Origin of the sequence: Pseudomonas marginalis (assembly GCF_001645105.1) — a bacterium.
Lineage (GTDB): Bacteria > Pseudomonadota > Gammaproteobacteria > Pseudomonadales > Pseudomonadaceae > Aquipseudomonas > Aquipseudomonas petroselini.
Map to the genome: position 1 here is coordinate 449,357 of NZ_LKEG01000052.1, position 13,666 is coordinate 463,022.

Below are 13,666 nucleotides of genomic sequence, written 5' to 3' on the forward strand. Positions count from 1 at the left end.
TCAGGGCAACGGGTGTTTCAACCCGTCATTGAGCAGTGCCAGCCAGTGTTGGTCATTGGCCTGGCCCCAGCGGTAGGTGCCCTGGTCGTTGAAAAACACCGAGATATCCTGCAGAGACCACGCGATCATTTTCTCATTGAGCAGTTTCATGTAGTCCCGCGCCGGGCAGACGATGGCCGCCCATGGGTCGCAGATCCACAGGTCCGCCCAGCCTGCTTCCTTGAAGTCCAGCGTGTGTGTCAGCGTGGCGGTGGGTGCGCCTACCACCACGAAGGCATGCGCGGGCGGGCTCATGCCCCAGATGTGCGCGTGGCCACCGTTCACCCGGATCAGCTCTCGGGCCACATGAGCCATCTGGTCGCAGTTGCCGGCGCCGGTCTTGAGGATCACCTCTGTGTAGTTGGGATGGCCGACGCGGCTGTATTGCCACATCACCAAGGACTCGGCGATGTCCAGCCGGGTCAGTTCGTCGAGGCCGGTGCCCACCACATTGGCTGAGCCGATACCGGTACTTTTCACCAGGGCCAGGGTGCTTGCGTGCGCCTTTTGGGCCAGGTACTGGTTGAGTTTTTCTGCGCTGCCAGCAGCCTGAATGAACGCGGTGCGTGGCCAACTCTCCAGTTGCAATGGCCTTGCTGCAATGCTGATCGGCAGGCGTTGCCCTTGATCGCTCGCGTTGAGCAACAACTCGCGTTGCTTGAGCGGGCTCAAGGTGCTGGCCTGCTGGCGAAGGCGCGCAATTTTTTGGGGGCTGAAATCTCGGCGAGCCAGCTGTCCGTACAGCACTTCCAGGGTTGGCAGAGTGACCAGGGGACGGTTGTGGACATAACCTGCCGCCGTTAAATAGTCGAGTTTACGCTGGCTGAATGCGCGGATCAGTTGTTCGTGCTCGCCCCCTTGGCTGAAGTACAACTGATTGCACTCCGACGCGCGGCGACTCACCTCATAGAAAATCCCTGTATCTGCCTCTACGACGATGCGGGGGTTGGGGAGTGTGCCTGGCGGATTAAGGTCGACCGCCATCGCCCGCACGACGCGGCTGTCTTCCACACCCTCAACCAACGCCTGCAATTCAACCACCCGCGTTTCGCGGCTGAGCTTGTTATCCAATTGGTCGTTGGGCAGGCCGAACTGCGGTTCATCGTCGAGCAGGGTGCCGGTGACTTTCGGCTTGTACTTCAAGAGCGGCGGCAGGGCCACCGGCGTGAGGTCGAAGGTGCTCCCCGAGGGTATTGCCTCATACAGCCGGTGGTCATACACCAGTCGTCGCGGGGCCGACCCCACAGCGGGCGCCGCGGTGAGACGGATATGCTCAATCGCCTGGACCCGGCGATGATGAATGGATGAGCGGCTCGTGGAGAGTCTTTTGGTGAAGCACACCAACGGGATCGGGCTGCGTTTTTTTCGGCCGGTGAGGCAAGACGCGTCCAGCCCTTTTTCGACCCTAAAGTAGGCGGGTGATTGCACATCGTCCAGGTGCGTTGCGGCCTTGTGCTCAAGGCGCAGCAGTTGGTTCTGGTGCAGCAGGTCGGTGGCCTCCGAGCGCGGGATGACCAGCGGCTGGGTGGCGAAAAAACGTTCTGTGACCAACGCCCGGTAACCATTGGCGGCGCGCATCGGTATCACGCCGACGGCGCTGGCCAGGCGAAAGCTATCCAGCGGCGGCCCGTACGGTCGGGTGCTGAAGGGGGAGCAGGCGTGCCAGCGGTTTTTGTGCAGGAGGGCGTTGATACGCACGAAGTCGCTCCCGCGCAGCACCGTGCCGTTGCCGATGTCGGCGCGGGCCAGCAACGTGGGGTAATCCAGCCATAAGGCGTTGGCGGTGCGGCGTTGAATTTGCCCGATCGCCGTGTCTAGCACACGTCCTGCTTCGGTAGTCAGCCGGATCACGCCGCTACCGGCCAGCCTGAACAGGCCGGGAATACCGTCCAGCGGGTTCAGCACGGTATTGAGGAAGGCGCTGCTCAAGCGGCCCAGTTGGATCAGTTTGATCGGCAGCGGTACGGTTCTTTTCAAGATCGCCAGCGAGGCCGTAAGAAACTGTTGGGTGGGAAACAGCAGGGCCAGCAGGTCGATAAAACAGCCATAGGCCCCATCGATGGCGCGGCGCAGGTCTGCGGAGGTGATGTCGGTGGCGCACGACCAAAACGGGACGAGTTTTTTAAGCCGGGCCAGCAACCGATCCCAGCGTTGCTGCAAGTGTTCGTGCCGGGTCGAGCCCCTGGCCTGCACGCGCAAGCCGTCGACTTCGAGGAAGAAGTGTTGCTGCACGATGGCGTGGGCAATGGCGCGATTGACCGACGATCCAAACGTGAACGCCGTCGACGGCAGTGAGTTGTCCGGCGCCGGGTTGGATGACCACAGCAGGTCGATGATCACCTTGGAACGGATCCCCAGCCTCGGCGGGCGCCCATTGGCGTAGGCTTCCCAGTCCACGGGCAGCTCATCGCCGACCAGCAACTGCGTGACGGGGTGGGTCGAGTGGGCACCGCCGGTGGTGGCCGAAATCGGCGTGCCTCCCAGGCGAAACGCCAACGGCGGGCCGTCGCGCTTGTGCACGCGGTTCAGCAGAGGGAACAGTTCGTACTCCTCGATGCCGGTGGGCGATGTCGCGCGCAGGATCACACCCGTCCGCGCGGTACGGGCGAGCTCTTCTTCCTGGCTCAGCAGCGCGAGGTCCTTGCCAGGTGGTTTTTTCAGCACCAACAGTTGCAGGTCAGCCTGTTGCAGGTGCGAACGATCAGCCAGGGGCAATTGCGCCAAAAGGTCTTCAATCGTGGTGCTGTAGGCCTGTTTCATCGTCGCGATATAGGCGCCAAAGGCCGTGTCGAAGCGTTCGTTGATATCCCCTAATTGCCCAAACGATAGACGCAGTTGCGCCAGGTCCAACTGCGGTTCGATAGACGCCCACCGGGTGTCGTCCAACTGACCGTCCATGTGCAACTCCACCAGCGAATGCAGGCTGTAGTTTTCGCGATCATGATGGTGCATCGGGAAGCGCAGGCTGCTGCCGGCCAGCGGTGGAACCGGGCGCCACAGGCAGGCTTTTTCCAGCCACGGCTGCTTTGGAAATACCCGTTTGAGATCCTCCAGGGCGATGCTGCGGCGACTCGGCGGTGTGCTGGCAACGGTGATCAGCGCGTCCTTCAAGGCTTGCAGGCGATGCATCAGGCGGGTTTTAAGGGCGTCGATCTCGTCAGTCAGGTATTCACCGTTCTCGCGCTCGGGCAGTTCGCCTTGGGCAATGGCCCAGTCGAGCAAGGTGCGGGTGGCGGTGTACGCGCGCCACTGTTGCTGCTGGACGGTCTTGGGCGGCTGCGCTGCCAGGGCGATCATGTCGTTGTAGGTCATGTACTGCGGTGATCCAGGCGCCAGTGCGTGCGCAATCATCACGCCCTGCTTGAAGGTCATCCAGGCGATCGATGTGCGAAAACGCAGGGTGTCGGGCAATGCCTGCACCAGAAACTCCGGCGCGGTGCCGGCCAGCAACAAGTGGGCCGCCAGCGGGGCGGCGGCGGTCGAGACCTTGCAGGCGCGCATCACGTGCAATTCCAGTTCGCGGCGTAGGTCGGCATGGGGTTTGCCCCAGTGCACGTCGGCCACCAGGTTGAAGCCGGCCAGCACGTAGCCTGCTTCACCGGCCACAGGGTCCAGGTCGAGGATCAGTGCGCTCAGCACCAGCAGGCCCAGGCTTGTCTGACCGGCGGATTCGTCCGCGTGTTGCCCATACCACTGCAGTGCCGTGATCAGCTGTTGGCCCAACGCACGCGCGGGCTCCAGGCCGAGCAGTTGCTTGAGCAGAGCGTCGGCCTGTGTGCGGATCTGCTCAGGCGTTTTGCCGTTCAGCAGGGCGCCGCACAGCTGATCGAGCAGGCGTGGGCTGCGGTTCTGCCGCCCGGTATTGATCGTCTCGATAATGGTTTTTCGTTGGGCGGTATCCAGTTGCACCGGCGAGCGGGCCGTGGCGCTCAACAGCGCGTGGTAGTCACCGAATGCAGTGGGCCTCGGCAGGGTCATGTGCAGGCTCAGCAGGGTGTCGTCGGCGGCGGCCACCGTGTCGGGTATGTCGAGTTCATGGTGGTGCAACAGCTGCTTGAGGCTGAACGGGCCGCAAGCGGAGCGGGCACTCACGGCGGGATGGCGAGCGCTGTCGGGCTGGCGTGCGCTGGAGTCTGGATCGGGTGTCAGTGGCACGCCGGCGGTGTCGATAAGGGTGTCACTGTCCTTGCCCAGGACCAGGGCCTTCAACGCGTCGGCCATGAGCGCCCGGTCGTGATCCAGCGCCAGCCATTGCAGGTATTGCATCAGGGCGATGTCGGCGTTGGCCAGGTCGGCGACGGGCAGTATCGTCAGCGCCGTCGACTGGCGCAGGGTGTCGATCAGTGCCCGGGCCTCCTCAGGTGTGTCGGGTACCGGCTGGTCGTGGCACTGCAGGAGTTGGGCAACGCTGAACAGGCCACTCTGGTGGACAAAGGTGCGCAGCTGTTCGGCAATGTCGACCAACTGCTGCAGCTGGGCTTCGGGCGGCAACGCCAGCAACTGTTCGATGCCGATGTCGACCAACATGCCCAGGGCATTCTTGCCGCTGAGCCGGCGCGTGGCGGGGTCGAACGCATACATGCCGGGTTGCAGGCCTTGCGCCGAATCGAGCGCCAAAAAATCCGCATGGGTGGTGAGGGTTGTAAGCAGCACTGCGCCGGTTTGCTGGGTCGTGGCCCAAAACGAGCCGGACTCGAGCTTGAGGTAGGTCTTGTAGGTGGAAAACAGATTGAAATCGTCTTCATCCACCAGGTTTTCCAGGCGGTCGGCGAGTTGGTGCAGGTCCTGGTTCAATCGCTTGAGGCTGTCATTCAGGCCCACCTTGGGGTCGGCAAAGGTGTTCAGCTGGTCCAGGGCCTGGGTGATCACCCGGCGCTCCCCGTGATGGCGGGGGTGTGGATAACCGTAAAAGTTCAGCACCTGTTCTGCGCCAAGCGCCAGCTGCGTGGTGTCTTGCTGCACGTTCAGGCCACCCAGGTCCAGTGGCAGTCGTGTGAGCCAAGCCTGCACGTTCGGTCGGCTGAGCGCTTTGCGATAGAGCTGCAGCCAGCAGCCCAGTGATGAACATTCTGGAATGCGCAAGGCGGTGGTGTCGGTGGATTCCAGATGATTGATCAGCGCGGTCATCAAGTGGCTATCGGCCGCCAGGCGCAGCGCCTGACCCTGCTTGAGTACGTCGAGGGTGTTTTGCATGAGGATGTCCCTTCGGTGTCATTGCCGTCCTGGCAATCGAGGATTGCTGATCGTGAAGGGCCTGCGCCTGAAGCGGTATCGGCACGGTGCGCCTCAAACCGTGGCCGAGTTCGGTGTTGGCGGTGTGATGGGCTGAACAGGCTGAAATAGAGCCTTTTGCCAGGGCCGTCCGATCAGGCGAGGGGCATGACGATGCACGGCGGCTGTGCAATACTCGCCCGCCTCGCAACACCTGGAAAACGTCTGAACACAGGTCATGCTTTCTCGTAGAAAGTGCATTTGCCCAGACTAATCGCTGAATTTAGTCGTTTATAGAGTGAAAGGCCCCGCGTTCGGGTTTTTATACTGCATGCCCCACCGATCCTGCAGGACGGGCCTGTTTACCCCTCAGGCCCGATCAGAGTCGCCCCGGACCTATCGGTCTTACGGCGGCAAGTTCGGTGGTTCATCCAATAACAAGACGAGGTTGTACCCTTATGCCAGTTGGCAACTCCCTGCCCCATGGCGAGACCGCTCAGGGCGGCCCGCTCAAACGCGAATTGGGCGAACGGCATATCCGCCTGATGGCCCTCGGCGCCTGTATCGGTGTCGGCCTGTTCCTGGGTTCGGCCAAGGCCATTGAAATGGCCGGCCCGGCGATCATGCTGTCCTACATCATCGGCGGTCTGGCGATCCTGGTGATCATGCGCGCCCTCGGCGAGATGGCCGTGCACAATCCGGTCGCCGGCTCCTTCAGCCGCTATGCACAAGACTACCTGGGCCCGTTGGCGGGCTTTCTGACCGGCTGGAATTATTGGTTCCTGTGGCTGGTGACTTGCGTGGCGGAAATCACTGCCGTCGCGGTGTACATGGGCGTCTGGTTCCCCGACACGCCGCGTTGGATCTGGGCCCTGGCGGCCCTGATCAGCATGGGCACCATCAACCTCATCGCGGTCAAGGCGTTCGGCGAGTTCGAGTTCTGGTTCGCACTGATCAAGATCGTCACCATCATTGCCATGGTGATCGGCGGTGTCGGCATCATTGCGTTCGGTTTCGGCAATGACGGCGTGGCATTGGGCATTTCTAACCTGTGGGCCCACGGCGGCTTCATGCCCAACGGCGTGACAGGCGTACTGATGTCGCTGCAAATGGTGATGTTCGCCTACCTGGGCGTGGAGATGATCGGCCTCACCGCCGGTGAAGCGAAGAACCCGCAGAAGACCATCCCCAGCGCCATCGGCTCGGTGTTCTGGCGCATTCTGTTGTTCTACGTCGGCGCGCTGTTTGTGATTTTGTCGATCTACCCGTGGAACGAAATCGGCACCCAGGGCAGCCCCTTTGTGATGACCTTCGAACGCTTGGGCATCAAGACGGCGGCCGGCATCATCAACTTCGTGGTGATCACGGCGGCACTGTCCTCGTGCAACGGCGGCATCTTCAGTACCGGGCGCATGCTTTACAGCCTGGCGCAGAACGGCCAGGCCCCGGCCACCTTCGGCACCACCTCCAGCAATGGCGTGCCGCGCAAGGCCCTGCTGTTATCGATCTTTGCCTTGCTGTTGGGCGTGCTGCTCAACTATCTGGTGCCGGAGAAGGTCTTCGTCTGGGTCACCTCCATTGCCACCTTCGGCGCGATCTGGACCTGGGCGATGATCCTGCTGGCCCAGCTCAGGTTCCGTCGTGGCTTGAGCCCGGCCGAACGTGACGGGCTCAAGTACCGCATGTGGCTGTACCCGCTCAGTTCCTACCTGGCCCTGGCGTTCCTGGTGCTGGTGGTGGGCCTGATGGCGTACTTCCCCGATACGCGCGTGGCGCTCTATGTCGGGCCGGCGTTCCTGGTAATGCTGACGGTGCTGTTCTACGTGTTCAAGTTGCAGCCGACGCAAGCCACCATGCCCGCCCGATAGGCCCTATCGCCGGAGCGGTCAGTGGACCCTTTGGGCCAACTGCGCCGCTTCGGTCAATTGCCGGACCAGGCGGTATTGCTCCAGTTTTTCCCGCTCTATCAGTGACTGGCGTCGTTCCAGGTATTCGTCGGAGCGCTTGTTCTGCACCTGCTGATCCAGTTCCTGCTGCTTGAGCTTGGATGCATCCCGCACCGTCAGGAACGGCTCCGGATAGCTGAGTGCCAGGTATTCGATCCAGAATTCGCGCTCCAGTATCGAGTCCTGTAACGCCGGTGTGCTGCGCAAGGCATTCAGGTGGTCGCGGGCTTCCTGCACGTGCTGTTCGGTCACGCGCTCGTCAATGGCATACAGCATCTGTTCGGGGTGCACCGGCAGGCTGAATTCTTCGGTGAGCCTGACCCTGAAAAACAGCGTGACTTCGGCCGCATCCAGCGGTTCTTCCGGCGTTTCCAGGCGAGCGATGAGGTCCTCGGAAAACTGGTCGAGCTGTTCGATCAAGTAACTGCCTCGCGCCAGCACCAGCAAGTCCTTGTCCACTTGATGGCTTCCCTGTTGAGACTTGGCCTGGTGCGCCCGGTGCATGAGCTCCATGTTGCTGAACGTCAAAATCGCGCCGTCACCGCAGGTGCCTGCGGCGTAAGTGTTGAGGAAGATTGTCTCGCACAGGTGGTTCGAGTTGCCCATGGCAATCAACAGCGTCCACACCCGCTGAGTCAGGCCGGCCCTGATCCGCCCGCCCTGTCGATAATCGTATGACTGGGTCAAGTCCCTCAGCACCCTGAAGGTGTCGTCGGGGCTTGCCCCTTCGTGCTCGCGCAAGGCGTCCCAGAGAAATCGCAGACTCTCATGTTTATTGGCGTGTACGCCCGACAGCCAGTGATTGAAGTCCTTGGACGGACCCGGCAGGTGCACGATTCCGGGCCTCGCGCCGCGCAGGTTGACCCGGGTTTCGGCGCTGTACCGGGCGAGCCGCTGGCGTGTCTCGAGGGTCAGTGGGTTGTCATGCAACAGCGTACGCCGTTGACGTTCCAGGGCCTGTGGGCTGCTGAAGAGGCTCTCGGGAAGGGTGGTGATGTGGTTCTCCTCCAGGTGCAACAGGCTGAGGTTGGGCAATGCCCACGCGCTGTGTGGCCATTGAGTCAAGCCGGTGTTGCGCAGGTTCAAAGTTTGCAGCTCGGTCAGTGCGGCGAAGTCCGGAACCACCCCCAGCGGGTTATCGCTCATGTTCAGCTCGCGCAGATTGACCAGCCTGCTCAGGCGTTCGGCGGAGGCGGCTGTCAGCACGATACGGTTGTCTGCCAGGTCCAGGTGGGTGAGGTGGGCCATATCGCTGATTGCGCTGGGCAGTTCGTTCAGGTCACAGTCGATTTTCAACGCGCGCAGCTGGCTGAAATGGCGCAGGAAGGCATCCCCTTGGACGGGGAAAATATCGCCTGCGAGGTGCAGGTATTCGATGTGTTCGAACGTGCGCGAATCGATGCTCAGGGTCGGCAATGTATCGATGGCGTCCAGTTGCAGGGTCAACGAGGACAGGTGAAATAACCCGAAAATGAAGCGCTGAGGGTTTTCCCGTCGGGCGGCTTCGCACAGGCGTAGGGCAAGTGCGCGTCGTGTTGTGAGGTTGCTCCAGGATTGCCGGTCACTGTCGCTATCACTGTCGCTTTCCAGGTTGTCATCTTGGCTGTAGGTCGCATCGGACCAGCGTTGCAGCTCGGTCGGCAATGCTTGGATTTCGGCCTGGCGCCGATCCAGTTCAATCAGCGCAGCGGGTTCGCTGAGGTTCAGTGAACGAATGAAGCGCCGAGCGTCGTCGTTGGAAAAACGCGGGTAGACCTGCTGGACCCTGGACATCAGGTCGGGCGGGCGATTACCGCCGAAGGGCCACAGCCCACTCCACAGCGGGTAGGCCAGGAACGTTCGATTCACGCCCAGCGGCGGCACCATCCAGGGTTGCACGTGAGGCAGGTCCAGCAGACGTTTGATTTCGACCCGGCGCCCCAGGGCAAGGGCGGCGATTTGTTCGCGTAAGTCAGCAATACCCGGTTCGCCCACGCCCCCCAGCGCGGCTTTTTCGCTGTCGGACAGTGTCTTGACGATGACGTCCAGCAGCGCGGGCGATGGGGCACCCAGGTGTGCGCCGTCCGCCGTGTAACCTTGATAGCCGCGTTGGGTGCGAGCGAGTACCCGGCGTACCGAACCGTCCAAGTGCCCGGCGCTTTCCAGCAGGCGCCCGCGCGAGTCACCTTCGTGGATATCGATACGCAGCCCCTTAGGCCAAGTGGGCAGGGATTTGAGCAGGTGCAGGGTAATTTTGTCGCTGTCGGGGTGAGTCCAGGCGCTCAGGTAAAGCCCTTCATAAGCCCGGTTCAAGCGCAGGTCATGGCTGGACAGGCGCACCTGTTCGGCAAGCCGCAGGCTCACTTGGTGCTTGTCGCGAAGTTGCCTGAGTTCACGCGGGCTGGCGTGTTCGAGTATGGCCTTGACCAGCGGGGTGGGTAGTTCCGGGAACTTGGCTTTTAAGCGTTTATCGCGCAGGTTGCCGGTGGTCTCGCTCTGGGCGTAGAGCGAATTGAAGATGTCGGCTTTTTCGCGTTGGGCAAATTCGACGATTTTCTTAACCAGCTTGAACAGGCGTTCGTCGTGGGACGCGGGTAATTCACCGAGCAGGCCTTGGGTGATGGCGTCGTTTTGACTCAGCACTTCCAGCAGTTTGGCGTCTTTGTAATCGTGCTCGGTGACCTTCACGGCTTGGGCATCGGGTGCCTGACTGACCGGGTATTGTTGCAGCACCCGGTTCTGGCGATCGACGATCTGCAGCACGTGGCTCGATGGCCAGTCCGGCAGGCTCGATATCACCAACATCTGCAAGTGCGGCTGGGCGCTGCGCGAGGTCGGCTCGGCGCGCATGGCCTCGATGAACCGGTGGATTTCCTGTTCGATCTTCAAGCGTTTGCAGGTGTCTGCCAGCAGCGGCGGTACGGCGCGACCATTGCGGTGGACTTGGCGCAACAGCGGCGCGGAGGTGTCGGTCAGGGCCAGGATTTTAGCGGCCATGTCCCGTGTGAAGGCGTACGCGTGGTTACCCAGCCGATAGAGCAGGCGATGGTCGTCCCAGGTCATCGGGTTTTCGCTCGACAGGCGCCAGGTGCCTTCGCCGTTGTGTTCAAGGGTGGGGGTATCGACGCCGATTTTCGTCGGGTGGTGCAGCCGCCATTTGAGGCGCTTTTTGTCGAAGGCAATCCGGTAGAGCGCATCCAGCAACGGCAGGTAGTGGCGCCCGTCGAGTACGAAAATGCCGTTGGCGGTGGGCGCCAGGTCCGGTGGCAGGTCCAGGCGTTGTTCGTATTGCACCAGCGAGCCGTTGACCAGGCTGACAAACCCTTCGGTATTGCGCTGGTTGCTCATGTAATCCCCCAGCGTGTTACGCAGGCCTTGGCTATCGCTGGCGCTGTTCATACCCAGCAGCTGGCGTTCATGGGGTTGCAGCACCGAACCGATGGCCAGGTAGAAACTCTCGTTGTCGGGAGCTACCGGAATCGTTCCGCCGTTCCGCAGGTCGGACGCTTCATAGCGCCCACGGCCGTAATGGCGCAGTTCCACGGTCGGGTCGTCCGAGCCGCTGGACAGGTAAGGGGTGGCGATGTCACCGGCGACCACTTCGGTGATCACGAAAGGCCGTTTAAGCGTGTTGCGCACCAAGGCCGAGGCAAACTCCCGGGCCCATTGGTCAATGTCGTCATTGTGCGCGCGTGGGTGGTACAGCCCGTCTATGGCGGCGTCGATACGCAGCGCCGTGCGGTGGTGATCCAACCATTCGGCAAACGCCGTCGGCAAGGTGCCGGCGTCAAGAAAAGCCTGATGCTGGCGTGGCGTGAGTGGGTTAGCCGTGAGCAGTTGCTCAAGGTGGGCGGGCGACAGCGGCCGGTTCAGGTCGCGCATTTTTTTCAGCAGCGGCGTGACGGCCACCAAGGGAGGCGACGCCCTGAACGGCAAGAACCGTCGCACATCGGCGTGAGGAAGTCGCTCGCCCTTTTCGTAACCCGAAAAGTCGACCACGGCACTGAACAGCGTCATCCGCTCCTGCCGAGCGAGGGCCACGACCTGCTCACGAATGGCGACGACCCGTTGGTCCGGCGAACGGTTGTGGCGGGTTTCCTGGCCCAGGGTCGAACCACTGGGTTGCAGCTGGAGGATGAGTAACAGCAACGTGTCGGCGGAACCGGGCGATACCCGCTGGCCATCGGTGGCCAGGTAGCTGCCGTCCTCACGACGCGTCAGGCTGATCAGGTGAGGCTTGGTCGGCGCGTGTTCAGGTTTGCTATAAATTTCAATCACTTCGCCGGCTTCCTCACGGATGCTCAACAGGGCGTCGACCGGCCAGCCCGCCAATTGCGTCAGCAGGCAAAACACCGTGCTGTCGCCGTGCGGGGGCATGTACCCCGGCTGGTCGAAGTGGTCGATGATTTGTTGGATAACCCGGTCGGCTTGCAGGCGCCTGACCCCTTCGATCAGGTTCAGCGGTGCGCTGTGTCCGGCCCAGACCCGGTCCAGGGTGGCGCGCGGTGTCGCGGTGCTCTTGAGCATGTGCTCCAGGTCGGCCACGGGGGCATGGGAAGAGCCGTTGGGCAGCATGCGCTGCAGCAAACTGATGTCGGACAGCGTGTGGGCGTTATGCAGGTCGAACTTCCAGGCCTGCCAGGCGGGTTCGAAAATGATCGGTGGGTTATAGGTGTCAGCGTTTGCGTGTTTGAGCACGTAACGCATGCTCTGCGAGTCGTGCCGCACTTCCACCACCAGTGCCTGGTCGTCGTGGCGCAGTTTGACGTAGCGTTTGCCCTTGACGGAAAAGACCCCCAGGGCGTCCGCGGTTTTGCCGTTAAGCAGGGCCTGGTTGGCCACCGCGTACGGTTGCGCGTCGGGTTTCCAGAGTGCTTCGACGCCGTCCGGGCGCGTGACTTTGCGTGGGTTGCCCAGCCGGTTCAGGTAGTCGAGCATGCGCTGGCGGTGCAGCCTGCCGGCAGTGGAGATCAGTCGGCCGCTGACGGCCAGGTCGGCGACATCCGCCATGGCGCTGGCGAAACCACTTGCATCACCATGGAGCGCTTCACTCAGGCCTTGGCCGACGCTGTAGGTCAGGCTGCCCATGACGGCCAGTTGCATCACGCGGTTCAGCCCGGTCACGCCGCCGGGCAGTGGTGTCAGCAGCAGTTGCAGGACTTCGCCGGCAATCGCGGCCACGGCGTCCGTGAGGGCCTGCCAGTCGGCTTCGGAGCGCGGGGTCGCCAGGGTGTCCAGGTCGGCCTGGAAGCGTTGAATCTGCTGGTGAGTGAACGCTTCGACCAGCGTCAACGGGCGATCCGGGCGCATGGCTGTCGAGAAGCGCACGCTGTCGAGGGTCCGCTGCGGGAAGGCTTTGTGAAAACCGTCATACAGCAATCCAGTCAGCCAATTCATGTCCTTGGGACGCGGCTCTTGGCGCAGCAGCGATTTAAAGGTCGCCAGGCCAATCAGCGGCAGTTGTCGCGAAAACCAACCCAAGTCCTGTTGCTGGTGGCTGGCGTTGAGTTGCTCGCGCCAGGCGTTTTCGGCCGCCTGCGCGTCAACGTGATAGCGCAGCGCGCCGCCTGGGCGAAAAGGGAAATACGACAACACCCCGAGGCTGGCCACATTGATCAGCAGTAAGGGGATGGGCATTGCGGTGTGCCAGGCGGTGTGCGGCTTGGGGAGGATGGGCGTGCGACTGGACGTCAGGCTCAGCATGTCGAAAGGCGGTTGCGGGCCATCGCCGTTGAGGGCGGCGTGCAGCGTGTCATACATCGGGCGGGTCAAGCCGGTGACGGCGCGGTTGCGCCAGGCGTCGAGCAAGTCGAACAGCAGCAGCGCCTTGGAGGAGGCCTTGATCAGGTTTCGCAGCGTGCCGTCGCTGCTTAACGTCGGGTTGATGAGCGCCCGCAATCGCCCCCCCAGGTTCAGCTTGCGGGCTACGGCGATGAAGTCTTTGACCGGCAGGCTCCGGTCGTCGTTGCCGCCGATGATTTCACTGGCTTCTGCCAGGCTATAACCCGAGGCCTGAATGATCGAGCTGGTGAACCCGAAGTTCAGGCAGGCGGCTTCCCACAGGGTCATGCTTTTGGTGTGCTCGATGTACTGCCATTCATCCAGGGCGCGGCGAGGGCGATACGGCGGTTCGGTGACGCGGGGCTCCCAGGGAAAGGGTTGTTCGCGTTTTTCCAGGTAGGTGGTGTAGAGGCGGTAGTTTTCCGGATCACGCCCGCCGATCTTCTCGCGCAGCTCAGCCAAGCCCTCGACTTTGAAGGCCTGGATCAGGCGGTTTTTTTCGGCTTCGACGGCGTTGACGGCAGCCAGGGCTTCGCGTTGCAGCTGGAGGTAACGGGTTTGCTCTGGCGGCGTCAGGCCTTGCATGGCCTGCGCGACAGTGTGCTGAATCAGTTCGAGGGATTGTTGCCGGGCCCAGGCTGTGTTGGATTGCAGGTTGCCGGATAAGCCGTTGAGCAGTTGGTGGGTGGGCATGTGTTGGGGCCTTTCAC

3 protein-coding genes are annotated in these 13,666 nt (G+C 62.2%); 1 reads left to right on the forward strand and 2 read right to left on the reverse strand.

All coding sequences use genetic code 11. The features are described from left to right. The gene (locus AO064_RS24230) at positions 1-5,232 is read right to left on the reverse strand and encodes a hypothetical protein (RefSeq protein WP_064054872.1); all 5,232 of its coding nucleotides are present in this window, start codon (positions 5,230-5,232) and stop codon (positions 1-3) included. 476 nt (positions 5,233-5,708) lie between these two features. Here AO064_RS24230 and AO064_RS24235 point away from each other — a divergent pair, with 476 nt between their 5' ends. Continuing rightward, positions 5,709-7,118 carry an amino acid permease gene (locus AO064_RS24235; RefSeq protein WP_064054873.1) on the forward strand — a complete coding sequence of 470 codons (1,410 nt, stop codon included), beginning with the start codon at positions 5,709-5,711 and terminating at the stop codon, positions 7,116-7,118. A gap of 18 nt (positions 7,119-7,136) precedes the next feature. On the opposite strand, the gene AO064_RS24240 is transcribed toward AO064_RS24235, so the two are convergent. Continuing rightward, positions 7,137-13,649, reverse strand: coding sequence for an NEL-type E3 ubiquitin ligase domain-containing protein (locus AO064_RS24240; protein ID WP_064054874.1), 6,513 nt, complete (start codon positions 13,647-13,649; stop codon positions 7,137-7,139). Between the last annotated feature and the right edge of the window lie 17 nt (positions 13,650-13,666).